21 protein-coding genes and 2 pseudogenes are annotated in these 25,104 nt (G+C 35.8%); 19 read left to right on the top strand and 4 right to left on the bottom strand.

From position 1 onward, the window contains the following. Window positions 1-4: 4 nt before the first annotated feature. The 5 genes and pseudogenes from rlmB to nadA all read left to right on the top strand — a co-directional run bounded on the left by rlmB (window position 5) and on the right by nadA (window position 4,024). On the top strand, window positions 5-748 hold the full coding sequence (gene rlmB / locus HS129_03565) for a 23S rRNA (guanosine(2251)-2'-O)-methyltransferase RlmB (protein MBE7411132.1): 744 nt from the start codon (window positions 5-7) through the stop codon (window positions 746-748). A gap of 35 nt (window positions 749-783) precedes the next feature. Continuing rightward, on the top strand, window positions 784-2,103 hold the full coding sequence (locus HS129_03560; GenBank protein MBE7411131.1) for a radical SAM protein: 1,320 nt from the start codon (window positions 784-786) through the stop codon (window positions 2,101-2,103). Window positions 2,104-2,189: 86 nt separating this feature from the next. Beyond that, window positions 2,190-2,447, top strand: a complete 258-nt coding sequence (locus HS129_03555; protein ID MBE7411130.1) for a hypothetical protein — start codon at window positions 2,190-2,192, stop codon at window positions 2,445-2,447. Between the two features lie 42 nt (window positions 2,448-2,489). Then, a complete protein-coding gene (locus HS129_03550; GenBank protein MBE7411129.1) occupies window positions 2,490-2,954 on the top strand; it encodes a hypothetical protein in 465 nt (154 codons plus the stop codon). A gap of 98 nt (window positions 2,955-3,052) precedes the next feature. Then, window positions 3,053-4,024 (top strand): annotated as a pseudogene (gene nadA / locus HS129_03545) (quinolinate synthase NadA). 31 nt (window positions 4,025-4,055) lie between these two features. On the opposite strand, the gene thiL reads toward nadA, so the two are convergent. Beyond that, window positions 4,056-4,952 (bottom strand): thiamine-phosphate kinase, encoded by an 897-nt coding sequence (thiL, locus tag HS129_03540; GenBank protein MBE7411128.1) that lies wholly within the window; start codon window positions 4,950-4,952, stop codon window positions 4,056-4,058. A 312-nt stretch (window positions 4,953-5,264) separates the two neighbouring features. Between thiL and HS129_03535 the strand changes: the two genes are divergently transcribed. The 3 genes from HS129_03535 (at window position 5,265) to metW (ending at window position 8,367) form a co-directional block, all read left to right on the top strand. Further along, on the top strand, window positions 5,265-6,569 hold the full coding sequence (locus tag HS129_03535; protein MBE7411127.1) for an O-acetylhomoserine aminocarboxypropyltransferase/cysteine synthase: 1,305 nt from the start codon (window positions 5,265-5,267) through the stop codon (window positions 6,567-6,569). Between the two features lie 96 nt (window positions 6,570-6,665). After that, window positions 6,666-7,775, top strand: a complete 1,110-nt coding sequence (locus HS129_03530) for a homoserine O-acetyltransferase (protein ID MBE7411126.1) — start codon at window positions 6,666-6,668, stop codon at window positions 7,773-7,775. After that, window positions 7,765-8,367: a methionine biosynthesis protein MetW gene (gene metW / locus HS129_03525; GenBank protein MBE7411125.1), complete on the top strand. Its 603-nt coding sequence runs from the start codon at window positions 7,765-7,767 to the stop codon at window positions 8,365-8,367. Before HS129_03530 ends, metW begins: the two co-directional genes overlap by 11 nt. A 105-nt stretch (window positions 8,368-8,472) precedes the next feature. On the opposite strand, the gene HS129_03520 is transcribed toward metW, so the two are convergent. The 3 genes from HS129_03520 to HS129_03510 all read right to left on the bottom strand — a co-directional run bounded on the left by HS129_03520 (window position 8,473) and on the right by HS129_03510 (window position 10,300). Continuing rightward, window positions 8,473-8,685 (bottom strand): type II toxin-antitoxin system HicB family antitoxin, encoded by a 213-nt coding sequence (locus tag HS129_03520; protein ID MBE7411124.1) that lies wholly within the window; start codon window positions 8,683-8,685, stop codon window positions 8,473-8,475. Next, complete coding sequence (locus tag HS129_03515; GenBank protein MBE7411123.1) at window positions 8,682-8,936, bottom strand: type II toxin-antitoxin system HicA family toxin; 255 nt, start codon at window positions 8,934-8,936, stop codon at window positions 8,682-8,684. Before HS129_03515 ends, HS129_03520 begins: the two co-directional genes overlap by 4 nt. A 515-nt stretch (window positions 8,937-9,451) precedes the next feature. Beyond that, window positions 9,452-10,300 carry a flagellin gene (locus HS129_03510; protein ID MBE7411122.1) on the bottom strand — a complete coding sequence of 283 codons (849 nt, stop codon included), beginning with the start codon at window positions 10,298-10,300 and terminating at the stop codon, window positions 9,452-9,454. Between the two features lie 271 nt (window positions 10,301-10,571). Here HS129_03510 and HS129_03505 point away from each other — a divergent pair, with 271 nt between their 5' ends. The 11 genes and pseudogenes from HS129_03505 to HS129_03455 all read left to right on the top strand — a co-directional run bounded on the left by HS129_03505 (window position 10,572) and on the right by HS129_03455 (window position 25,104). After that, window positions 10,572-11,312, top strand: coding sequence for a CAP domain-containing protein (locus HS129_03505; GenBank protein MBE7411121.1), 741 nt, complete (start codon window positions 10,572-10,574; stop codon window positions 11,310-11,312). Window positions 11,313-11,316: 4 nt separating this feature from the next. Further along, window positions 11,317-11,892, top strand: coding sequence for a hypothetical protein (locus HS129_03500; protein MBE7411120.1), 576 nt, complete (start codon window positions 11,317-11,319; stop codon window positions 11,890-11,892). A gap of 11 nt (window positions 11,893-11,903) precedes the next feature. Then, the gene (gene ispH, locus HS129_03495) at window positions 11,904-12,857 is read left to right on the top strand and encodes a 4-hydroxy-3-methylbut-2-enyl diphosphate reductase (protein ID MBE7411119.1); all 954 of its coding nucleotides are present in this window, start codon (window positions 11,904-11,906) and stop codon (window positions 12,855-12,857) included. Window positions 12,858-12,866: 9 nt separating this feature from the next. Further along, window positions 12,867-14,555, top strand: a complete 1,689-nt coding sequence (locus tag HS129_03490; protein ID MBE7411118.1) for a PAS domain S-box protein — start codon at window positions 12,867-12,869, stop codon at window positions 14,553-14,555. A gap of 344 nt (window positions 14,556-14,899) precedes the next feature. Next, window positions 14,900-17,464 carry a PAS domain-containing protein gene (locus HS129_03485; protein ID MBE7411117.1) on the top strand — a complete coding sequence of 855 codons (2,565 nt, stop codon included), beginning with the start codon at window positions 14,900-14,902 and terminating at the stop codon, window positions 17,462-17,464. 550 nt (window positions 17,465-18,014) lie between these two features. Further along, window positions 18,015-19,131, top strand: a pseudogene (locus HS129_03480) (IS256 family transposase). 76 nt (window positions 19,132-19,207) lie between these two features. Beyond that, window positions 19,208-20,461 (top strand): response regulator, encoded by a 1,254-nt coding sequence (locus HS129_03475; GenBank protein MBE7411116.1) that lies wholly within the window; start codon window positions 19,208-19,210, stop codon window positions 20,459-20,461. A gap of 11 nt (window positions 20,462-20,472) precedes the next feature. After that, the gene (locus HS129_03470; GenBank protein MBE7411115.1) at window positions 20,473-20,838 is read left to right on the top strand and encodes a response regulator; all 366 of its coding nucleotides are present in this window, start codon (window positions 20,473-20,475) and stop codon (window positions 20,836-20,838) included. After that, window positions 20,838-21,230, top strand: a complete 393-nt coding sequence (locus HS129_03465) for an STAS domain-containing protein (protein ID MBE7411114.1) — start codon at window positions 20,838-20,840, stop codon at window positions 21,228-21,230. The genes HS129_03470 and HS129_03465 overlap by 1 nt, the downstream gene beginning before the upstream one ends. After that, window positions 21,227-23,446: a chemotaxis protein CheA gene (locus tag HS129_03460; protein MBE7411113.1), complete on the top strand. Its 2,220-nt coding sequence runs from the start codon at window positions 21,227-21,229 to the stop codon at window positions 23,444-23,446. Before HS129_03465 ends, HS129_03460 begins: the two co-directional genes overlap by 4 nt. Continuing rightward, entirely contained in the window at window positions 23,443-25,104 is a 1,662-nt protein-coding gene (locus HS129_03455; protein ID MBE7411112.1) for an MCP four helix bundle domain-containing protein, read from the top strand. Before HS129_03460 ends, HS129_03455 begins: the two co-directional genes overlap by 4 nt.

The following is a 25,104-nucleotide window of genomic DNA, read 5'->3' as shown; positions in this document are numbered from 1 at the left end:
CTTTATTTACGGAAAACAAAACGTAAAAGAATTTTTTCGGAAACTGAAAAGCTCTAATTCCAATGAAAAAGTCTCTATTCGGGAAATTCTGGTAAAAAAAAATCCATCCAAAGATATTGAAAAAGAAATCCTCTCCTTTATTCCAAAAGGATTCCACATAACGTATATTTCTACAGAAGAATTTGACTCTCTATTTCCAAACTCTAACCACCAAGGCATAGCTGTTGTTCAAGATACAAAAAAAGAATTTTCTAATAGTCTTGATTTTTCTGATTTGAAAAAAGATATTACTGAAAAAAAGGGTCCCATACTCATTTTGGATCGAATCCAAGACCCCGGAAATCTTGGGAATATTCTACGAACTGCTGAGTGCTTCGGTGTTCAATTTGTAATTATCCCCGAAAGGGAATCCTGTGATATTACAAACGCAGTAGAAAAAGTATCTTCCGGTGCAACCCACTATCTAAAAATATATAAAGTCACAAATCTAAAACAAGTAATTGAAGTATTGAAAGAAAAAGGCTATTGGGTAGTAGCGGGTACTGAAAAAGGAGAGAGTAGTCCCAAAAATCTACCGTCTAAAGAAGAGACATGCCTCATCTTAGGAAATGAAAACGAAGGAATAAAAAAAATCTTATTAGAACATTCTGACTTTACATATCGGATTAATTTACACGGTAAAATAGAGTCTTTAAACGTTGGGGTGTCCTGTGGAATTTTATTAGACAGAATCGTAAATAGAATATGACGAACTATACTAAAAGAACCAGAGACTAAAAAATCATGCTTGATACAAATATTCAAGAACCACACTCCACTGGCATTCGACTCTTAGAAGATATGGAGAAAAAGTATAAATCCATTCCTATGGAGGCAATTCTAAAACAAGACGTACTTAGACTTGGGATCAATTTTTCTGTTGAGTCCCTATCTTTAAAATCTGAATACAAGCCGAAAGATTATTTTATTTTTTCGTTTGATCACGTCCCTTTGTCTGAAATGAAAAAAGGAGAGGACAAGAAAGCGCCGGAGGAAATTAAAATCAGTGGAGGGCACTTTCATTTACTTCCAACAATCATATCTACAAGAAACAATCCTAACTCACCTTATATAGTAAAAGCCATAGACGAAAAACCTTATCTTTTTTTAGATGAGGTAAATCTTGGAGTTTTAGAGTTCCCTCCTGTACCCTCTTGGTACAAAAGAAAAACAAAAAGTGGTAAACTACCTTCAGAAATTGCACCTGTAATTGAGTGGGGGTATTTAATTTATCTGACAGTATTTAGAAACTGTCAATATTTTGGAAAAGATGAAGAGTGTGCCTATTGTGATATAAATCACAACTATAGGCAACAAAAAAATGCGGGGAGACCCTATACTGGTGTAAAGGATGTAGAAGACATACTCGAAGTAATGTCTTTTATTAATGAAGAAGACTCTACTGCAAAAGTCTATACGATTACTGGAGGCTCCGTACTCACTTCTCTAAAGAAAAAAACAGAAGTAGAATTTTATCTTGAATATCCCAAAGCAATAGAAGAAAATTTTCCGGGTAAGTGGATGGGAAAAATTGTAGCACAAGCATTCGAGAAAGAAGATTGCCAAAAATTTAAAGAGGCAGGCATAAAAGTGTACCACCCTAATTATGAAGTGTGGGATTCTAAATTATTTGAAAAAATCTGCCCTGGAAAAGCCTCATGGATTGGTAGAGAAAAATGGATTCGACGAATTGTCGATTCTGCGGAAGTCTTTGGTCCTTCTTTCGTAATACCAAATTTTGTAGCAGGAGTTGAGTTATCCAAGCCACACGGGTTTACTACAGTGAAAGAAGGAGTTCAATCGAGCAAGGAAGGACTGGATTTTTTCATGTCCAAGGGAATTGTGCCGAGGTTTACTGCGTGGTGTCCGGAGCCTTACACAACCCTTGGAACGCAAGAAGGTCCACCCTTAGAATATTTTTGTGAGTTGCTTATTGCTTGGAAAGAAACTTTTGAAAAATACTCCCTGCCCGTCCCTCCAGGTTACGGTGAGCCAGGTCCGGGTAAAGCTGTATTTTCAGTTTCTGCGTTTATGGATGTAATCGGCTATAAAGGCAGAGTTTAAGTATAGTTTAGGCATTCTGAACTAAAAAAAATAATAAATTTTCAATTAATTATTGATTCTTTTTAGAATGTTTCTATAATAAATCCATGAAAACAATTCTACTAACTTTACTTATCGGGTTGCCTTTTTACTATTGTGGTGAAGTTGATAAGTCCTACAATAAAGACGAAAAAAGAGAAGCACTTTTTTGCTTTACCCTCCATCCAAATAGTGCAATCCCTCAATCTCTCAAAGATATTACTTTTACAAGTTGCATGATTTGGGTAAAAAATAAACACCAAAAAAGGGTGAAAAGTGACGGTGGAATTAACTGCTGGGATTGCCACAAGTCTCTCAAATTATAAAAACTTCTTGACACTCTTTAAAGTGCAATCTACAATTCCCTTATGGCCTCCCTATCCATAGACGAAACAAAAGAAAAAGTTCGAATTGTGATCGCACATATCCAAAAAGGCTCTTTTGAAGATGCAGAAAGAAACCTGTCTGATGTCTTAATCAATATTAAAAAAGATTATATGAATTTAGAATCTTCTGTTCCTACAAACCATGACATTGCGCTTCTTATTCAGGAAATGAGAAATGGCTTTTCAAAAATGGATAAGCGTTTTGAAGCAGTGGATAAGCGTTTTGAAGCAATGGATAAGCGTTTTGATGATCTAATCCATCAAATGGACAAACGATTTGAATCAATGGACAAGCGTTTCGATGACTTGATTCACCTAATGGACAAACGATTTGAACAAGTAGATAAAAGATTTTCTTTCATGCAATGGGCTTTTGCTTTATTTTTATCGTTAATAGGTATAATGCAGGGATTACTTCTCGGTATTTTAAGCACCAAAAACTTTTAATCAGGGTCTTTTTCATTGTGAATTCTTCAAGAAAACAAAAAAATAATTCAATAACAATGACTAAGCTATTTTTCTAAGTCTAAATTACTAGTAATGCCATGAAAAATATTATAGAAACTCTTTCTAAAACCATGCTCCCCCACGAAATCGAAAAGGTGCTTCCCTTAATAGATGAAATCAATAGCTTAAAAAAAGAAAAAAATGCACTCATTCTTGGGCACAATTATATGACACCTGATGTATTTTACGGAGTGTCGGACATTACAGGAGATTCACTCTATTTAAGTAAAGTGGCAAGTGACACAGACAAAGACATTATACTTTTTAACGGGGTGCACTTTATGGCAGAAACCGCAAAGATTCTTTCTCCACAAAAAAAAGTCCTAATTGCTGATTTGAGTGCAGGCTGTTCTCTTGCGGAAAGTATAACTAAAGAAGACGTAATTGAATTAAAGAAAAAATATCCAAATGTTCCAGTGGTTACTTATATCAACTGCTCTGCAGAGGTAAAAGCTGAAACAGATATATGTTGCACATCTGCAAACGCAAGCCAAATCATAGATTCAATAGATTCTGACACAGTAATATTTTTACCTGATGTTCTACTTGCATCCAACGTTCAAAAACACACTCAGAAAAAATTGATCACTCACCCGGGAAAATGTATGGTTCACGAGGTCTATACCGCAGAAGATATAAATATTACCAGAAAACAATTCGATGACCTTGTAGTGATTTCTCACCCGGAGTGTAGTAGCGAGGTAGTTGACTCATCCGATTTTTCGGGATCCACTTCTCAGATGGAAAATTTTATCCAATCCTCCAATGCAAAAAATATCATGCTGATTACTGAATGCTCTATGGGAGACAACCTCAGGTCTGTTTTTCCAGAGAGAAGTTTTGTTTCTACGTGCCAAACCTGCCCTCACATGAAAAATTACTCTCGAAAAAGTAAAGGGATGCATTACTAAAAGAGCAATTTGAAATTTTCTTAGAATATGAAGTTATCGAAAAAAGCAAGAAAATCAGTACAAAAAATGCTGGATATATCTTTTAAAGCCCGCACCTGAAAAATACCAAATTGCAGATTATGCAAAACTTTCAAGTAAAATGAAAAAATCCTTTTGATTTTGGAATTATCTTTTTTCCATTTTGGGTAAAAGTAACCTTACCGTTTCCTTTTTCAGCATTCCCTATTTCTGTAATTCCTGATTCAACAATCCGATCCGATGACAAAAATAGAATCTCTAACTCTTCCCCGGAAGATAATACTCCCTCAACTCCAATGTATTTCGCATAACGCTCCAAATTAGGAAGTTGGTCTAAATTAATTTTTAAATGAACAGAAGATGCTTTCGCCAATTTTAAAGAATCCTGAAACAATCCATCTGTAATATCCATGCTTGCATTTATACTGTATTTGTGAAAAATATCTTGCATAAAAAAAAGTTTTGAAACAGGCCTGAGGTGCTTTTCTATGGAATTTTTATAAGTTACAAAATCCGGTCGAATTTTTTTACTCAAAACTTGAAATCCGATTTCTGATAGCCCTAGATCCCCCGTGATATACAAATAGTCCCCTGCTTTCCCTCCTGTTCTATTGACCGGATGATTTGTCTTGCCGATTAAAGTCAGCGTCAGATTTGTATTTTCTGAATAGTATGTATCACCACCCGAAAGCTCTATCGAATAGAATTTCAGGTTTTTTTTCAATTCAAAAGAAAATTCTTTTATCCATGTTTTCTTAGATGTTTTTTTGGATAAACCAAGATTTAAAAATGCGTTAGTCGGAATCCCTCCACCTGCTGCAATATCCGAAACATTGACTTCGACCAATTTTTTTGCAATATCTTTTGGGGAACTCCAATTTGTTTTGAAATGGGTATTTTCTGAAATAGAGTCTGTGGTCACTAAATATTTATTATCAAGCACATAACAGTCGCTTTTTGGCTCTGCATTTTTATTAAAAAATAATTGAATTATATCTTCTTCTGTCATTTGACTCTAAAACTTGATTTCAAACTATATTTCTTTCCAAAGTACATTTATCCAACACAAATCCAAAATTTACAGCTTAAATTTACCCGTTTTGAACTCTTTTTATTTGTCCAATTCAGCTATTAAATCAAGAAAAAACTATCATATTATAAAAATTATTACAAAAAAACAGATTTTATCCAATAAAATAAATTTTTATTCCAATAAATTGGAAATTATATTGACAATCTTATTCTATAAAAAATTGTGAATAAAAAGCTCTATTTTGGAAGATTTTTAGAAATTCAGAGTAGGCAGACTAAGGAGAAAACTATGGCAAGACAATTTAAACCGGAAACTATCGCAATTCATGGAGGACAAGTACCGGATCCTACAACTACATCCAGAGCTGTTCCGATTTATCAAACCACATCCTTCGTATTCAAAGGAACGGAGCACGCAGCCAAACTATTTGGGCTTCAAGAATTCGGGAATATTTACACAAGACTAATGAATCCGACTATAGATGTTTTGGAAAATAGAGTAGCAGCACTCGAAGGTGGAGTCGCAGCCCTTGCAACTGCATCGGGTCAATCTGCCGAAACCTTGGCACTATTAAATATCGTAGAGGCAGGACAAGAAATTGTAGCTTCTTCTTCATTGTATGGAGGAACATACAACCTACTCCACTACACTTTTCCAAAAATTGGGATTAAAGTTCATTTCGTTGACCCGAAAGACCCTAACAATTTCAAAAAAGCGATCAACGACAAAACAAGGGCAATATACGCAGAAACTCTAGGAAATCCTAAATTGGATACGTTGGACCTTGAAGCAATTGCAAAAGTAGCACACGATGCCGGAATCCCTCTGGTGATCGACAACACTATGCCAAGCCCCTATTTAATAAATCCTATTGAGCACGGCGCAGATATAGTGATCCACTCACTGACAAAATTTCTTGGCGGGCATGGAACTTCACTCGGTGGCATCATCATTGATTCAGGAAAATTCAATTGGGGTAACGGAAAATTCAAGGGCTTTACAGATCCAGATCCAAGTTACCACGGATTAAAATTTTGGGATGTATTCGGTAAATTTGAGCCTTTCGGTGGAGTAAATATAGCTTATATAATCAAGGCAAGAGTACAAGGTCTCAGAGATATTGGGCCTGCTATTTCTCCTTTTAACGCATGGGCAATTCTTCAAGGGGTAGAAACACTTCCTATTAGAATGGAAAGACATTCTGCCAATGCGCTGAAAGTCGCAGAATATTTGAGTAAGCACCCAAAGGTAAGCTGGGTTACCTACCCTGGTCTACCGTCTGACGTAAACTACAACACTGCAAAAAAATATCACAAGAGAGGATTATTTGGAGCCATACTTGGGTTTGGAATAAAAGGTGGAGTTGTCGAAGCAAAAAAATTCATAGAGAAATTAGAAGTGTTTTCTCTATTAGCTAATATCGGTGACGCAAAATCTTTGGTTATCCACCCTGCCTCAACTACTCATTCTCAATTAAGTGAAAAAGAGCAATTAGAAGCCGGAGTTACACCTGATTATATTCGGTTGTCAGTCGGATTAGAAAATATCGATGACATTTTGTTTGACTTAGAAGAAGCACTTAAATCAGTCTAAACTTTTTTCCCCTGTCTAAAAAACAGGGGAAAATTCTTTTCTTTAATTTTAAAATTCTTTACTTACGAATAAGTTTCTCTTTACGTGGAATTAGCGATGAAAGATAGCGTTGGGCAAATTGAAACTCAAATTGCAAAGTTTGAAAAACTTATCACAGAAAACGGATCTGTAATCAGTCCAGTAGAAATCGCTTACGAAACTTACGGAAAACTATCTGAAAATAGAGATAACGCTATTTTAATTTGTCATGCACTTTCCGGTGATGCACACGCTGCCGGTTTTCACAAAAATGCTACCAAACCCGGCTGGTGGGATTACTATATAGGACCCGGCAAGGCATTTGATACCAATAAATATTTTGTGATTTCGTCTAACGTCATAGGAGGTTGCAGGGGAAGTTCAGGTCCTACAACTATAAACCCCGCAACAGGAAAACAATACGGCTCTTCTTTTCCATTTGTGTCTATCAAAGATATGGTAAATGCACAACACTTACTAATGGACTTCTTTGGATTGAATAAATTTTTCTGCGTATCTGGAGGCTCGATGGGTGGAATGCAGGCTTTGCAATGGGCGGTATCCTACCCGGACAAGGTAGAGAACTGTATCATCCTTGCAACCTCTGCCGAGCACTCTGCCCAGCAAATATCCTTTAATGAGGTGGGAAGACAAGCAATCATGTCAGACCCACACTGGAACAATGGAGATTATAATGATGACCCACCTCGAAAAGGTCTCGCTCTTGCAAGGATGATTGGGCATATCACCTACTTATCTGATCTTTTGATGAGAGAAAAATTTGGTCGTAAGCCTCCAAAAGGAAATATTTTGACAGCAGACTTTGCAGTAGGTAGCTATTTAGTTTACCAAGGAGAGAGTTTTGTTGACCGGTTTGATGCAAATTCTTACATCTATGTAACAAAAGCCTTAGACCACTTCAGTCTCGGAAAAGGAATGGAACTAACGTCTTCTCTTTCCAATGTGAAATCCAACTTTCTTGTAATTGCTTATAGCTCGGATTGGCTCTACCCTCCTTACCAGTCCAGAGAGATTGTAACCTCTCTCGAAGTAAATGCAATCCCCGTATCCTATTGCGAAATCGAAACTACCCAAGGACACGATTCTTTTTTACTCGCCAACCAAGAGCAAACCCATCTAATTTACCATTTTTTAAATCATGCGAGAAACACTATCAATGGAAAATGAGCTAGAAGTTGAAAATCAAAGACCTGATTTTAAATATATCTTAAAAATGATTCCTTCCTCAAGTCGAGTTTTGGATCTAGGTTGCGGGAATGGAAATCTACTCTATCTCCTAAAACAAAAAGGAGTAAGAGGTCAAGGAATAGAAAAAAATGAAGACTGCATATATAAATGTATTGAAAGAGGAGTGACTGTTCACCACGGCGATTTGGACGACGGACTAAAACACCACCTGAATAAAAGTTTTGACTATGTGATTTTAAACCAGACTATTCAGGAAACCAAAAATCCGGGGGGAATCATCAAAGAGTCTTTGAGGATAGGAAAAAAGGTGATAGTCACATTTCCAAACTTTGGTCACTGGAAAGTACGTTGGATGATCCTGTTCAACGGAGAAACGCCAGTAACTGCCTCCCTCCCTTACAGATGGTACAACACTCCAAACCTACACTTTTTGTCTGTAACCGACTTTTTAGATTTCTGCAAAATACAAAAAATTAAAATAGAAAAAAGTGCATTTTTCTCCGGAAAAAAAAACGTAAGACTAAATCCAAACTATTTTGCGGAACTTGCACTTTTTGTGCTGGTTGAGTAAAATTTTCCACTAAGTTCAAAAGAAAAGAAGACTATCGATACCAACTAACGCATATTTATAAATGCAATTAATAGTTTTATGACAAACTGACACCCAAATCATATTTTATGCAAACATTAATTTTCTACCTTTAGGTACCGGGATTGGATCATTAAACTCCTTCGCAGTCTCTAACCAAAGATTCATTGCTTCATTAACATTTTTTAGTGCCATGTCATTGGTTGAACCATGTGCCATGCAACCTGGTAATTCCGGAACCTCGGCAATAAAAGCCTCATCCTCTTTACTATAATAAATGATAACTTCATATTGATTCATAATTTTTCCTTTAGCTTATTTAGAATTAATACTTTTCTAATCTGGCGAACTTGGTATGGTTTTGCTTTTGCTCCATCTTTTTGTACATTAATACGCTCCTCCACACCATCCATTCTAAAAATATGGTGAGATCCTTTCACACGCATTTCAAATCCGATTTTTTGCAATAATTTACAAATATCTTCAAAGTCAATATTTGCATCAGAATTCCCATCAATAATTTTTTGCCAGATTTTTTCATAGGAACCCATATTTTCAATAAATTAACAATTTATGATATTAGTCAATGATATATGAATCATTTTTAAACAAATAAAGCCCATGCACCCCAATTCAAACTCCCAGATCCCGCACCACTTTTTTTCAAAGAAAAAGTTGTGATGGGCAGATTCCCAGTCATTCAGAAGGGAGGGCGAGCCGGAAGCCGATAGTCTCGAAGACCCCGGTATTGTATTGTTTTTTAGTGAAGTTTCAAATTCTAATGCCTGCATATTTCATTTACGAGTAATGCAAACTTTTCCTGCTTTTTCCTTTTTTGCAGAAAGTTTTATAGTAAAATCAATTTTTAAAAATTTATTTTTAGAAAAAAAAAAGCCCGAACGGATATTCGGGCTTCAGAGTCGCACGGCGATTTATAATTTTATTATAAATCCATTCTACAGTATTTATCGTCTTTATTTTGAAAATCTGTAGACCTTTATTTTTCGCATCCCAGCGCCACTTTGTTCTTACGAAAAAAAGTGGTGCCGGGTAACCTAAATTACTCTTACTTCAATAGCTGAAGAACTGTTTGAGGTTTCATATTTGCCTGAGCAAGCATCGCTGTTGCCGCTTGGGTCAAAATCTGATACCTTGTAAAGCTCGTCATCTGCTCTGCCATATCGGTATCTCTGATTCGAGACTCTGATGCTTGAATATTTTCATAAGCACTCATCAGCCCTTTTGCAGCGTGTTCAAGTCTATTGTAGTATGCACCTAAGTCTGCTCTTTGTTTAGAGATCATTCTAAGTGCATCGTCTGCAAGACCAATCACTGAGTTAGCCTTCCCCGCAGTTGACAAAGATATAAATGTCAATACAGTCGGGTTTCTAAGCCCAAGAGCGGCGGTATTCATGGTTTCAATATACACTCTTTCTCTTTGGTGCATATTCGCCCCCATGTGAAACCACATACTCGCAGTAGGATTCAATCTTGCAAAAGCACCTGTCAAGAGTTTCATCTTGTTGAATTCTGCTTGAGATGCAATACGGTCGATCTCATCTACAAGCTGAGATACTTCCACTTGAATCTGTTGACGATCTTCTTCGGTATATATACCGTTAGAAGCCTGAACTGCAAGCACACGAATCCTTTGAACGATTTCGTGAGTTTCCTGCAAATACCCTTCAGTGGTCTGAATCAAGCTCATACCGTCTTCGGTATTTTGCTCTGCTCTTCTGAGACCATTGACCTGTGTTCTCATTTTTTCGGATACTGCAAGACCGGAAGCATCGTCTCCGGCTCTATTGATCCTCATTCCACTGGATAGCTTTTCAATATCTTTCGACAGATTCTCGTTGTTAAATTTCAACGTTCTGTGAGCAAAAATTGCGCTTATATTGTGGTTAATAACCATCGGGTTTCCTCCTTGAATCCCACCTCTTTATAGAGGATAAAAAATGGGTTTTCCGAAGATCTTCCTTGACCTTCCTAAATTTTGTTTCGTCACAATCGAAAATTTTGATTATATTTTTTTTAAAATTCTAAAAATAATATTACATATAGGAATCTGATTACTATGTCGTATAAGTCTTGTGAAAATGAATAAATTTAAGCCGAATAAAAAATTGTTTCTTTTTAATCGTGCAAAGAATAGATTAAAATTTATTTATAAAAGAGAGGATTTCATGTTAAAAAATCTAATAGTTGTATTTTTTCTTCTATTTATAATTTCTTTTGGTCTGAACTCAGAAGATTCGATTCTTACTCCTCTTGAAAAAGAAGTCTTGGATGAAATCAATCTACTTAGACAAAACCCTCCCAAATACTCTGAAATTCTAGTAGAATATAAAAAATATTTTGACGGAAAACTGATTCGTGTTCCCGGAAAAATTGCCATACGAACAAACGAAGGTATTTCTGCGGTAGATGAGGCAATCCGAGAGTTAAAAAAAGCCGAGTCCTTAGAAACTCTTCAATATTCTAAAGGACTTTCTCTTGCATCCAAAAGCCACGTAAACGACACAGGTCCAAAAGGGAGTGTCGGGCACACAGGCACAGACGGCTCAACTCCTTCATCCAGAATGAATAGGTTCGGAAAATGGGATTTGCTTTCTGCGGAGAATATCAGCTATGGGTATAATGTTGCAAGAGATGTTCTAATTCAATTGATTGTGGACGATGGAGTACCGTCCAGAGGACACAGGTTGAATCTATTAAAAAAGGGAATTCACTATGCAGGAGTAGGATGTGGAGACCACAAAATGTACAAAAGTATGTGCGTTATGAACTTTGCTGGAAAATACACAGAAAAAGACACAGGTAGCAATGAATCTGTCAATAACGAAACTTCAACAAAAGAGCCTGCAACAAAAAACCCTACATCGATCCGAAACAAGGTTCTACCTAAAAAATCCGACGAATGGTAAATCTATGAGATTCAACTTAGTAAATATCGCTTTTCTATTTCTTACATTTTTACCAATTCAGTTTTTTTCGGAAGATAACTCCGATCATTTAAAATCCAATGTAAGAAATTTGCGTTCCAATTTAAAAAGTATGGGCTATACAATAGGACAAGAAAGACTCTATGCAGGTATCACAAATGGTGGTAGGGTGATTTTTACCGCAAGAATTAAAACTTCTACCCTGCCTGACTTCATTGCATTTGGGGCAACCCACGACGGAAGTGTAAATGAATTTTTATTTACGGTGTACGAGGCAGACGACAAAGATCGAATAATTCGTAAAATTGTTTCTAAAAAAGTAGATTCAGAAATTTTAGTTGAATTAAAAAAAGAGAATATCAAAAACTATCATCTGGAAATCGAGATATTGGACAATACAAGAGACCCTTCTATTGTAGAAGTACTCTATGGCGTAATTTATTCATTTTCAAAAGATATTCCTGCAAATAAAAAATCAGAAGAAAAACCTTCACTAATCAATCGTCCTGCTTCTGATTCTGAAAAATCAGGGTATTTTCAATGGGGAAAAATTAGTTTTTAAGTCTAAATTTTATGGGAATAGAAAAAATCTTTTTAGCCAATCCAAGGGGATTTTGTGCCGGTGTAAAATATGCAATCTCTTATGTAGAAAGCGTAAATAAAATAAACAGTACATTAGAAAACCCGATTTATGTACGAAAAGAAATCGTTCACAACAAAAGAGTTGTGGAAGACATGAAAAAAAAAGGAGTTCAATTTATCAGTGAGCTAAATGAAGCTCCCGACGGTGCGACTGTGATCTTTAGTGCCCACGGTGTATCCCCGGAAATTGTGCGTTATGCGAAAGAGCATTCTATGAAAATAGGAGATGCTACCTGTCCCCTCGTAACGCGAGTTCACAGAAAAGCAAGAAGATTGAAAGACGAATACCAAATCATCTATATCGGACACAGAGGACACGACGAGGCAATAGGCACAATGGGAGAGGCAGAGATGATGCTTGTGGAAACGGTCGAAGATGTAATTGCACTAAAAGAGAAAATTACAAAAGACAAGCCCCTCACCTATCTGATGCAAACTACACTTTCAGTTATAGATACAAGAGAAATCGTAAAAAAAATAGAAGAGCTTTTTCCTTTTGTAGAGCACCCCGAAAAAGACGATATATGCTATGCGACTACCGAAAGGCAAGAAGCAGTCGGTGAGATGATTCAAATAGTAGATGCAGTGCTCGTCATAGGCGCAGAAAATAGCTCTAACTCCAACAGACTCGTTCAACTTGCACAAAAACAAAAACCGGAATCTTTTAGAGTCAGCTCATCCGAAGAAATCACAAAAGAAATCATTCTAAATAAAAATATAAAAACTCTGGGTGTAACCGCAGGTGCATCTACTCCTCAAGTGTTGATTGATGAAATCATCGCTAAGTTATTGACTTTTTTTCCTGATGCAAAAGTGAAAGGTTTTCCCGGTTCGAGAGAAGACTCCATGAATTTTAGATTACCAAAAGAATTATTGAAAGACTAAGTAAAAAGCGTGAAACATCCCTCTTCAGAATTTCTACTCAACTCTATAGACGAGATTATTTTTTTAACATCGAATGAACATTCACTTTTAAATCAAAAAATTCTACTCGCAAATGATAGTTTTTGGAAATTTTTCGGATACGAAAAAGAAGAAATTCTTGAGAAAGAGCTACCTATTCTTTTTTCGGAAAACTTGGAAAATCCGATCTTTCAAAATTTTCAGAAATCCATGAATTATAAAAAAGTTCAAAAAACAGAAATCCCTTTTCTAAAAAAGGGAAAGTCCCTGGTCACCTTAGAATGGAGGATCTCACCTGTATTTGAAAAAGACACAAAAATTTTGTATTACCTGTCCACTCTAAAAGATATTGGCTCACTCAAATCTGCCAAGGCTTCTCTCACCAAAAGACTGAAATACGAGATGGGGATAAACGCATCTTCACAAATCCTACTCTCTTCCAATTACGTAAATCCTATTTCAGAAGCCTTGGAGAATTTGATTATATTTACCGATGTGTCCAGAATTTCAATTTTTAAAATATTCCACAGTGAAAATCAGGACTACTTTGCAAATCCGATTCAAGTGACAAACCCAAACATATCAAAATTTGATTCCGATATCAAAAGTATTTTTTTTGGAAATGAGTTTCACTGGTGGATAGAAAGTTTTTTAAAAGAGGCTCATATTTGCGGTACGTTAGACGAATTCAACGAAAAAGAACAAGCTATATTTGAAAAAGAAAATATACTTTCAGTTTTGGTAATCCCTATTTTTGTAGATAGTACTCTTTGGGGGTTTATTCGGTTTGAAGACTGCGAAAAAAAAAGAAATTGGAATTCGGAAGAACTTGCTATTTTTAAATCTTTGACACTTATGATAGGAACATTTCTCGATAAAAAAGCAAAAGAGAAAGAACTTCAACTCCACAAATCTCACCTTGAAGAATTAGTAAAAAAAAGAACCAAAGAATTAGAAAAAGCCCTCCTCCTTGCCAATTCTGCGAACAAAGCAAAAAGCGATTTTTTATCCAACATGACCCACGAACTTAGAAGTCCTTTAAATTCAATTATAGGATTTTCGGAATTAATTCGATTGAATGAATCTCAAGTGAAAGAAAAAGAATATTTGAATTTTATCCATACTGCGGGTGTGCATTTACTGAAAATCATAAATGAAATTTTAGATATTACAAAAATCGAATCAGGAATCATCACCTTACAAAAAAATAGAATAGAGATTTTGGAACTTGTCCAAAATACAATCTTTATACTAAATCCACAATCGGATAAAAAAGAAATTTCTGTATTTTTTCATCCTCCAAAAAAAGAAAAATTCTATATGATAGGTGACGAAAAAAGAATCCTGCAAGTTTTTATCAATATTTTAACCAATGCGATCAAATTCTCACCCAAAAAAGGGAGTATTACGGTTCAAGTCAGAATTATAGATTCATTCATTGAAATAGATTTTATAGACACAGGGATAGGAATATCCAAGGAAAACATAGAGAAAATTTTTGATAATTTTGCACAATTCGAATCACCTTTGGGCTCTGAAAACGAAGGTACCGGTCTTGGACTGCCTATCTCTAAAAAACTTGTGGAAGCCCACGGAGGAAAAATTTTAATAAAAAGTGAAATAGGGAGGGGCAGCACTTTTACAATTTCACTTCCATTCACAGAAAAAATTTCAGACTAAGCAGTAAAATTAAAAAAACTTCTTAAAATAGGGCAAAATGACCTATCTACAAACAAATTGCTTATTCGAAGAAGTGAAAATTTTATTGACTAAAACTAAAAAGCAGAATACCCTATTTGTGGTATTGACAAAATTTTATGATATGAGCAAAATACATAGTGTATAGGAAAAAATAAAATTTTAGATAAAGTTTTTAAAAATTTAAAAAAATTTTAAAAACTTTATTGACTTATTTTGACAAAAAAGGGACATTATTTTTTCACAATTTTGAAATATATATTTGAAAAGTATTAGCTTTTATGTTGTTTAAGTGAAAATTCTAAATTCAATTTTTTGGGATAGGGATGAATACTTTTCAGTTATCTATAGAAAAAATCCAAAATATTACTAAAGTCCATAAATTGACTATTTTATTTTTCGGGATTTTACTCGTAACCATTTATACCTCTGCTTATCTGTACTATATAGAAATCGAAAAAGATTTCAAAATCGACTTAAATCGAAGGCTCGCTACAATCTCCGAAAATGAAATTAGAGAATTAGCTAGTTTTAGAAACGAAAGAATTGGAGACGCTGTAGGTTATTATAAAAACGAAGTTTTTTATGAGTTGGTACACAAACTAGTACAAAATCCGTCGGATACTTCTAAAATAGCTAACTTGCTACAGAAATACCAATACCAATACCAATACCAATACCAATACCAAAATATCCTGATTTTAGATGGAAACCATAAGAAAATTATTTTTAATTTGAAAAAAAATCCTATTTCTAATTCTACTCTCAATCTTTCCGCAGAAGCTCTAAAAACAAAGAGCGTAACAGTACAAGATTTTTATGTAGATGAATTCGATAAAAAAATCTATTTATCTATTCTTGTTCCGATTTTAAAGCACGAAAACTCAAATCCTATCGGACTTGCAATTTTTACAATCAACCCCGAAAAATATGTTCAGCCTTCTTTTGATGAATGGTCTGTATTCTTTAAAACAGGGGAGATTCTATTATTCAGAGAAAAAGACGGTAGTATTCAAAATGTAAATTTCCTGAAATACGATAAAAACAAATGGATTGACTTTGCCTTTCCATTGACTCGGGTAGAATTACCTGCAGTTCAATCCATCCTAGGCAGAACCGGAAACCTTGAAGGGACAAATTACAGAAAAGTACCCGTAGTGGCTTACTCTAAAAAAATTGAAAACTCTCCTTGGTATTTTATGCTTCAAGTAGAAAAAAAAGAAGCATACCAACCGCTAATCGAAGAAAGATGGAATTTAATCATCTCAGCAACTTCCTTAATTGGTTTATTTGGTTTTGGTCTATTTTTAATTTCGAGAAGACAGGTGATACTCGACTTAAAAGAAAAAGCAAAAATTTCAAGCGAGATGAAACTGATTAAAAGTGCGTTACACGCAGCAGCCAACGAAATTTTGATCCTCGACAACACAGGTATAGTCCTCTGGGCAAACAAGAGCTTCTCTCAAAATACAGGATACCTGCCTATAGAAATATTAGGCGAAACCCTAGACAAATTAGTCAAGTCAGGGGTGCAAGGTGACGCTTTTTACAAAAAGATACAAGATACAGTTCAAAATGGCGAGGTCTGGAAAGGAGAGGTAATCAGTAAAAGAAAAGACGAAAGCCTTGTACCGATGGAAACCATGATTACGCCTGTATTGAACGAAAAAAATAGAATTACACACTTTGTAATAGTAAAACAAGACATTACAGAAAGAAAAAAGACTGAAGAGCTGAGAGAAAATTTCTACGCCCAATTAGAAGAAAAAGTACAAGTTAGAACAAAGGAATTGAGAGACTCTTATAAAAATATGGAGGAGATCAATTCTTACTTAGAAGGTGCCATGCTCGATTTAAAAAATATGCAAGAAAAAATTATAAAAAGCGAAAAGCTCTCATTTCTCGGAAGGCTCGCTGCGGGAATGACCCACGAATTGAATACCCCACTCGGTGCAATCGTAAGCTCAAACAGAACTCTTTCAGACATTCTAAACAACAAAATCCTAAGCTGTATAATCACGATTACAAATTTAAGCTCGGATGATTTTCAAGTATTTCTTTCGCTATTGAAAAACAGCCAGAATAACCCAATCACAATCGAGCTTCCCGACAGAGAAAAAAAATTGAAGATTCAAAAACAATTGGAGGCAGCAGGATTTTCTGAAAAAAGAGAATTGGCTGAATTAGTATTAGGCTCAGGTGTAGAAGAGTCTGATGACAGTTGGGCGATTTTTTTTAAAAACCCTAAGTCAAAAGAAATCTTGAAATCCATTTCTTGTTTTCGATCTTTGAGGGGACTAAGCGAAACGATTTCTTTTGCGTCTGCAAAATCACTGACTGTTGTAAATGCGTTAAAAAATTATCTAGTACAAGAAAATCCGACAGAAAAAGACAATATTACAGAAGTCAATTTACAAAAAGAAATAGATTCCATACTGACTCTGTTTCAAAGCAAGATAAAGTATGGTGTGAAAATCACAAAGAATTACACAACTTCCGAAAACTGTTTAGGGAATTCAGACAAATTAAACCAAGTCTGGATCAACCTATTGAATAACGCACTACACGCAATGAACTACAAAGGCACTATTGAAATTAAAATCGAAGAAATAGATTCCTATATTGTTACATCCATTACAGATTCAGGGATAGGGATTCCTCTCGAATTACAAAGTAAAATCTTTGACCCTTTTTTCACTACGAAAAAGAATGGTGAAGGAATCGGAATCGGCCTAGATATTTGCAAGGGATTTATAGAAGATATGGATGGGAAAATTGAAGTACACAGTGTACCCGGAAAAACTACATTCAGTATTTGGCTAAAGGCCGCAAGCAAGAGAGAGAGAGAGAGAGAGAGAGAGAGAGACTTTGCGAGATTGAAAAATCCATGAATTTTATACTTTTGCGTTATGATGAAGAAAATTAAATATCAGAAGAATTAAAATACCACTTCGACGATAAATTTGAAATAGAAACTGCAATGAGTGCAAAAGAAGCACTAATCCTAATCGAAGAGCTAAAAAAAGAAGGAACCGAGCTACCCTTGGTGATTAAAAAAACTAAAAACAACATACCCTTATGAACCCATTTCAAAGATCAGAGACAACTATCCGGAAATAAAATCGGTAATGATTACAGGCTATATCGACAAAGAAACAAAAGAAAATATTTCTAAAAAAGAAGGTGTGATTGCAATTTTCACTAAACCATGGGACTTCAAAGATTTAAAAATCAGTAAAGATTAAAACTAAATCGACAAAACACAAAAAAAAATTTGAAAGGTAAAAAAAAAACCTAAACCATGGGACTTAAAAATTTATTCAAACTAATCCGAAACAAAAAAAAAAACAACTATAAAAAGAATTTTCAAAGTTAATTAATCCCATGTAAATATCTTTTACTCCGAAAATAAAAGAGGGTAAAGAATATGGCAAAAACAAAATCCAGAAAAGACGAGCTCATGAAGAGTTGATCAAAGGAATACAAAATCCTGAAGAATTGATCGGTGAAAATGGTCTTCTTCTGAAAAATTAACCAAAGCTATAGTCGAGAAGGCTATGCGGCAGGAACTGACCCATGAATTGGGTTATGAAAAACATTCTCGGCAAAATGGTGCCGGCAATTCCCGCAATGGTTTTCTGAAAAGACTATCAAGGCGACCTGGAAATCGACGTTCCCAGAGACCGAATTCCGAATTTGAACCGAAGATAATCAAGAAAACCAGACCCATTGGAATGGATTTGATGAAAATAATTTCTATGTATGCGAGGAATGACGACACGCCATCCAGGCTCATCTTCAGGAAATCTATCAGGTTGAAGTTTCTCCTGATCTGATCTCCACAGTAACAGATGGTGTAATCGAAGAAGTAGTAAATAGCAGACCAGACCTATTGATTCAATCTATCCGATTATTTATCTTGATGCATTGAGGGTCAAAATTAGAGACGATGGTCAGGTCAAAACAAGGCTGTTCATATGGCTATCGGCGTCAATATGAACGGTTTAAAAGAGGTTTTGAGGCTCTGGATTGAAAAATGAAGGATCCAAGTTCTGGCTCCAAACCTGACTGAACTAAAACCGTGGGTTGCAGGATATTGATTGAACTGTTGATGGACTTACCGGTTTTCGGAAGCGATTAAACTATTTATCCAAATGCCGAAGTTCAGCTTTGTATCGTTCATATGGTCAGAAATTCTCTAAAGTATGTTTCCTTTAAAATCGAAAAGAGCTTTCATCCGACTTGAAAAAAATCTATCGTGCAGTGAACGTTGAGGAAGCAAAATTAAAACTTCAGGAATTTTCTAAAAATGGGATTCAAAATATCCGATGATTTCAAAATCCTGGGAAAACAGATGGAATGGAGATAATTCCTTTCCTTGCCCTATCCGGCAGAAATCAAAAAGCAATTTACACAACCAATGCAATCGAGTCTTTGAATATGACGCTCTGAAAAGTGATCAAAAACCGGGCTTCATTTCCAATGATGATGCGGCAAAAACTGTTGTATCTGGCTCTGCAGAATGCATCAAAAATGGACCATGCCTATCCGGGATTAAAAATAAGTGATTAATCAGTTTGCAATAAATTTTGAAGGGAGAATGGAAATTTAAACGGAAAAGGATTTTACACAAAATTTCCTACACCCTCGAAAATTTACTAAGATTTAAAAAGCACCCTATTCTAATAGTAGAAGATAAAATAGAAAATATTATTCTGCTGCAATCTCTTTGTAAAGAGTTAGGAATTGAAACAGAGGCAGCAACCAACGGAAAAGAAGCCTTAGAGCTATTAGAGAAAAAATTTTACTCTATATATATTGTGGACTTAATGATGCCTGTTATGGATGGGAAAACCTTCATAACAGAGCTTAAAAAAATCCACCCTGACTCTGTTATCTTGGTTCAAACAGCCTTAGACTCACCGGATACGATCATAGAGATTATGAAAATGGGAGTCTTTGATTATATCGTAAAACCGATTAATGCAGACCTATTCAACCAGAATATTTTAAAAGCCTTAGAATACCAATACTTGAAAGAATCTGAAAAGAATGCGATCATGAACGAGGGTTTGAAACTTAGGGGTCAATTAGAGTGGCTAAACTACAAAGAAACAAGGCTGAAAACCGGTGAGGGGTCTCAAGACAAAAATTCTATATACAACCTAAAAACTTCCCTATCCCAAGGTGGTGGATTAGGGATGATGGTGTCAGTAATAGAAATGATCCAAGCCACAGCAACAATAAGCGACGGGGCTTACCATGTTGACAAAGAAGTAATGGAGCTACTATTTGAAAATAACAACCACTCCAGACAATTACTAGACGGCTTGGACAGAATCACAAATCTAATGGAAGAAAAATTAGAGTTCACGGAAATAGATTCCTCAGAATTATTAGAAAAACTCACTCCTGTTGTTGAGGACTTAAAGCCCTACTTTCAAAAAAAGAATTTGCACGTTACCCTACCCATTTCCAAGACGAGGCACAAGCTAAATATCAATCTAGAAAAAATACTCTTAGTTTTTGAAGAAGTTTTGATAAACGCATACAAATACTCTACTCCAAAAAGCCAAATCAATATTTTTTGCAATTCTTCTCAAGGGTATTTTTGTATTTCTGTGAAAAATGAAGTAGCCAAAGAGCCTTACGGTGGAGTTCCTGAATCTATGGAAAAATTGGTCATAGAGCCTTTTTTTAGAATCCACCCACCATTAGAAGACATAATCTCTATTGAAAAATTTGGGCTTGGGTTAGGGCTTACAGTTGTCGATTATTTAATTAGGAAACACAACGGATTATTTTTTATTCACGATGCAATAGACCATACCGGAAAACAGGTCAGCACTTGCGTCTTAGCTGAAATTTTTATTCCATTAAAAGTATAAGGAGAGAATCGTTGTCTAAAAAAATCATGATTATAGACGATTCGGATGTTTTCCGGAAAGTCGTTTCTGTTTATCTAAAAGGCTCAAATTATGAAATACTTGAGGCCTCCAATGGAGAAGAAGCCTTAAAAAAGCTCAGCGAAACAAAGGTGAATTTAATTATTTGCGATGTAAATATGCCGGTAATGGACGGACTAACCTTTCTAACCAAGGTGAAGGCAGAGCCTAATAACAAGTTTACGCCTACGGTAATGCTCACAACCGAATCACAGGAAGAAAAAAAGAAAGAAGGGATGGAAAAAGGTGCAAAAGCCTGGCTTGTGAAACCATTCTCTCCTCAACAATTATTAAGCGCAATCTCAAGGCTTATCATATAATGAGTTTAAGTTTCCGTACAGAGACATTGGGTGACTCCACAACTATTTATTTTGAAGGAGAGCTGAATATTTATTCTGCTGCAGAACTAAAGGCAGAGCTATTGGAATTTCTAGATTCTTGCAATTCACTCACAATAGATCTAGACCAGGTTACTTCGATTGATACTGCGGGTGTGCAAATTCTAATCCTTCTAAAAAAAGAATCAGACAAAGAAAACAAAAAATTTATTTTAAAATCACACAATTTAGTAGTGCTTAGATTTTTTGACTTGTACGGTCTTACTGGATTTTTTGCAGACAAGATAAGTATCTCCAAAGAAGCTAAAGAAAAATTCCGATTTAGCTACGGCACAAAGCTCCACCCGGATAGAATAGGTGTTTCTAAAAAATGAATTTAGACGAGATCAAAGATACATTCATAGCAGAGTCGAGCGAGCTTCTCCAACAGATGGAGACAATTCTTTTGGATATAGAATCCGGTGAGGGAGACGAAAATTCTCTGAATGCGCTGTTTCGGGCAATTCACACAATCAAAGGCTCGGCAGGGATTTTCGGATACAAAGACGTAGTGGATTTTACACATGTAGTTGAAAATGTTTTAGAGCTTGTAAGATCCGGGAAAAAAAATCTAAAAAAAGAATCCATTGGAGTATTGTTGGAGTGCAGGGATCATATATCTGATCTAATCGAGCACGCATCCCTGAATACAGAAATTGCCCCGGATACAATCAAGTTAGGGAAAAGTCTTTTACGAAAACTAAATCAAAATTTTGATCTGGAAACTCAATCCAATGAAAAAGAGCCAGAAGTAGAGTTGCAAAAAAGTACCACCCCGATAGACAACTCAAAAAAAACTCAAGGCACAAACTTCCATATTTCCATTCGATTCAATCCGAGTATTTTAAAAAATGGATTAGACCCTTTTTCTTTTATAAATTACTTAAACGAAATTGGCACAATAGCCAACCTTGTAACTCTTACAGAGGATATACCGGACAGGAAAAATATGGATCCAGAAAATTGTTATATCGGTTTTGAAATCCAACTGCAAACAGACGCAGACAAAGCTACAATAGAAAATGTTTTTGAATTTTTACAGGGAGATTCAATACTACATATTCTAAAGCCCGGATCCACAATAAACGAATTTTCTAAGTTTCTTTCTTCCCTGTCCGAGCCAAAAGAAAAAATTCACTCTTACTTAACATATATTAAAGCGTTAGACGAAACAGAATGGGAAGAAATTCAAAAAGTACTCTCCGAAAAGTTATCAACCTCCCCGACTAACATAGCTACAGAACTACCTACCAGAGAAATTGATACAGACGTATCCTTAATGGTTAAAACAGATGAAATCCACGAAGAAGAAATAGACTTATTCACGAAAAAAAAAGACAAAGACCTTCACTTATCAGAAAATAAATCTATTAGAATAGACTCGGAAAAATTAGACTCACTCATAAATCTAGTTGGAGAGCTTGTGATTGCAGGCGCTAACATGACCCAGATTGCAACAAAAAATAAAGACTCCGATCTGGTAGAATCCTCATATATAATTTCCAGACTCATCGGTGAAATCAGAGATAACGCACTCAGAATCAGAATGGTTCAAATCGGATCTACATTCAGTCGATTCCAAAGAGTAGTAAGAGATATAGGTCAAAATCTAGGAAAAGATATTCACTTTGTGACTACAGGCGGAGAAACAGAATTAGACAAGACTGTAATCGAAAAAATAGGTGACCCACTACTACACTTAATTCGTAACGCAATAGACCACGGCTTAGAGTCTGTAGAAGAAAGAATCAGAAACGGTAAACCAGAAAAAGGCACTCTAAAACTAAACGCATACCACGATACAGGTGGAATAGTGATAGAAGTCATAGACGACGGTAGAGGTCTCGACTCAGATAAAATTCTACAAAAAGCAATCTCAAACGGAGTTGCAAAAGATTCAAACTATTCAGAAAAAGAAATTTATTCCTTTTTATTTTTACCCGGATTTTCTACAGCAGAAAAAATCACAGATATTTCCGGAAGAGGTGTAGGACTCGATGTAGTTCAAAAGAATATTGACTCACTTCGTGGGTCTGTCGTGGTAGAAAGCGTAAAAGGAAAAGGCACTACTTTCAAAGTTCGTCTCCCACTCACTTTGGCTATCATAGACGGATTTGCAGTAGAAGTGGACTCAAGACACTACGTGCTACCACTCGAAATGGTGGTTGAATGCCTTGAATTTACAGAAGACGAAAACAGAAAAAGAAATTATATCAATTTGCGTGGAGAGCTTTTACCGTTTGTAAGAATGTCAGAAATTTTCCTAAACAAGGAATCTGAAAAAAAGAAAGGCAATATTGTAGTAGTTCAATACGGTGATAAAAAAGCAGGACTATTGGTAGATAAGCTATCTGGAGAAATCCAAACGGTGATCAAACCACTTGGTAAAATATTCGGCAATCTAAAAGGAATCAGTGGATCAACAATTCTTGGGACTGGTGAGGTTGCGATGATTTTAGATATTCCTGTACTAATTGAAATTGCAGTAAAAAATGAATCATTAAATTTTCAAAAAGATTTAGAAGGTCAACAAATAGGAGAAAAACAATGAAATTAGCGGTCAAACTTGCATTAGGGTTTTTGGTGGTAATTGTACTTTTACTTATCAATGCATATTTAGGAATTTCCAAGTTAAGAGAATTAAACGATATTATAGACGTAATTACAAAGCAAAGATGGCCAAGGGCACAACTTGCCATGGATATAACGAATTACTCAGGAGAAATCGGAATCAGTATCAGAAACATGGTACTAGCTCAAACTAAAGAAGAACAATTAAAACAAAAAGAAAGGGTTTTAGAAGTCAGAGGGAAATTAGGCGAAATCATTGAGAAACTAAAAGAGACTATCACCAATCCAAAAGCCAAAGAGCTACTCCAAAAAATTATAGAAAGCAGAGTAAAATACGTTGAAGGTCAAAATGCCATAATTGCTTTTGTCGAGTCAGGGAAAACAGAAGACGCAAGAACCTATCTACAAACAGACCTTCGCCCTGTTTTACGAGCCTACCAAGAAAGTGCAAAAGCCCTATCTGATTTTCAAGGAGAGCTTGTAAATGTTAGCGGAAGAGAAGCACAGGAAACCTTCCAGCTATCTCTAAAAATTTTAATCGGTGTGACAATCCTTGCGGTCTTTCTTGCAATTATCGCAGCTCTATTCTTAACAAGAAATATAGTCACCCAAATCGGTGGAGAGCCTGAGTATGTAGCCGAAATAGCAAATAAAGTATCAGGCGGAGATTTGACTATAGATGTTCAGATAAAAAAGAACGATTCTGTAAGCGTTCTATATGCTATGAGAAACATGGTAGTGAAGTTATCTAAGATTGTTACTGAAGTGAGGGCAAATGCAGAAACCCTATCTTCTGCGGCAGAGGAAGTTTCCGCAACCGTTCAGTCTCTATCCCAATCCACATCAGAGCAAGCAGCAAGCGTAGAAGAGACGAGTGCCTCTCTCGAAGAAATGGGTGCTACCATCAATCAAAACGCCACAAACGCAAAACAAACCGACTCCATTGCAACTAAGGCAGCCAAAGACGGTTTAGAAGGTGGAAATTCAGTTCAAGAAACAGTAAAAGCAATGAGACTTATCGCAGAAAAAATAGGAATAGTAGAAGACATTGCCTATCAAACTAACCTACTCGCACTAAACGCAGCCATTGAAGCAGCAAGAGCCGGTGAACACGGAAAAGGTTTTGCTGTAGTTGCAAGTGAAGTTAGAAAACTCGCAGAAAGAAGTCAAATTGCAGCAAATGAGATTTCAGGACTTGCAGGCTCAAGCGTTCAAATCGCAGAAAAAGCAGGCAGCCTGATTCAGGAAATCGTACCCGCAATCAACAAAACTGCAGACCTTGTTCAAGAAATTGCAGCATCGAGTGAAGAGCAGTCTTCCGGCGTAAGTCAATTGAATAAGGCAATGGGGCAAATAGATCAAGTTACACAACAAAATGCGTCTGCATCTGAAGAGCTTGCCTCCACTGCAGAAGAATTGTCCAGTCAAGCAGAAAGTCTAAAACAAAGTATGGAGTTTTTCAAAATTTCAGACGAGACAGAACATTCTACATTCAAAGGGAAAAAGGAAGTCTATAAAAAAGTGTCTAATTTTGCTCACCCGGAAACTACAAAGAAGCCTCAACCAGTAGCTAAAAAAACTCCAGTAGTACATCCATCTCATACAGACGATAACGAAGATGATTTTGAAAAATTTTAG

The sequence above is a fragment of the Leptospiraceae bacterium genome, assembly GCA_015075105.1.
Classification (GTDB): domain Bacteria; phylum Spirochaetota; class Leptospiria; order Leptospirales; family Leptospiraceae; genus JABWCC01.
This window is presented reverse-complemented; position numbering and strand designations above follow the sequence as displayed.

Coding starts and splice junctions, on each gene's coding strand:
- HS129_03560 (MBE7411131.1), top strand. CDS start 784: ATGCTTGATACAAATATTCAAGAACCACACTCCACTGGCATTCGACTC.
- HS129_03555 (MBE7411130.1), top strand. CDS start 2,190: ATGAAAACAATTCTACTAACTTTACTTATCGGGTTGCCTTTTTACTAT.
- HS129_03550 (MBE7411129.1), top strand. CDS start 2,490: ATGGCCTCCCTATCCATAGACGAAACAAAAGAAAAAGTTCGAATTGTG.
- thiL (MBE7411128.1), bottom strand. CDS start 4,952: ATGACAGAAGAAGATATAATTCAATTATTTTTTAATAAAAATGCAGAG.
- HS129_03535 (MBE7411127.1), top strand. CDS start 5,265: ATGGCAAGACAATTTAAACCGGAAACTATCGCAATTCATGGAGGACAA.
- HS129_03530 (MBE7411126.1), top strand. CDS start 6,666: ATGAAAGATAGCGTTGGGCAAATTGAAACTCAAATTGCAAAGTTTGAA.
- metW (MBE7411125.1), top strand. CDS start 7,765: ATGGAAAATGAGCTAGAAGTTGAAAATCAAAGACCTGATTTTAAATAT.
- HS129_03520 (MBE7411124.1), bottom strand. CDS start 8,685: ATGAATCAATATGAAGTTATCATTTATTATAGTAAAGAGGATGAGGCT.
- HS129_03515 (MBE7411123.1), bottom strand. CDS start 8,936: ATGGGTTCCTATGAAAAAATCTGGCAAAAAATTATTGATGGGAATTCT.
- HS129_03510 (MBE7411122.1), bottom strand. CDS start 10,300: ATGGTTATTAACCACAATATAAGCGCAATTTTTGCTCACAGAACGTTG.
- HS129_03505 (MBE7411121.1), top strand. CDS start 10,572: ATGTTAAAAAATCTAATAGTTGTATTTTTTCTTCTATTTATAATTTCT.
- HS129_03500 (MBE7411120.1), top strand. CDS start 11,317: ATGAGATTCAACTTAGTAAATATCGCTTTTCTATTTCTTACATTTTTA.
- ispH (MBE7411119.1), top strand. CDS start 11,904: ATGGGAATAGAAAAAATCTTTTTAGCCAATCCAAGGGGATTTTGTGCC.
- HS129_03485 (MBE7411117.1), top strand. CDS start 14,900: ATGAATACTTTTCAGTTATCTATAGAAAAAATCCAAAATATTACTAAA.
- HS129_03465 (MBE7411114.1), top strand. CDS start 20,838: ATGAGTTTAAGTTTCCGTACAGAGACATTGGGTGACTCCACAACTATT.
- HS129_03460 (MBE7411113.1), top strand. CDS start 21,227: ATGAATTTAGACGAGATCAAAGATACATTCATAGCAGAGTCGAGCGAG.
- HS129_03455 (MBE7411112.1), top strand. CDS start 23,443: ATGAAATTAGCGGTCAAACTTGCATTAGGGTTTTTGGTGGTAATTGTA.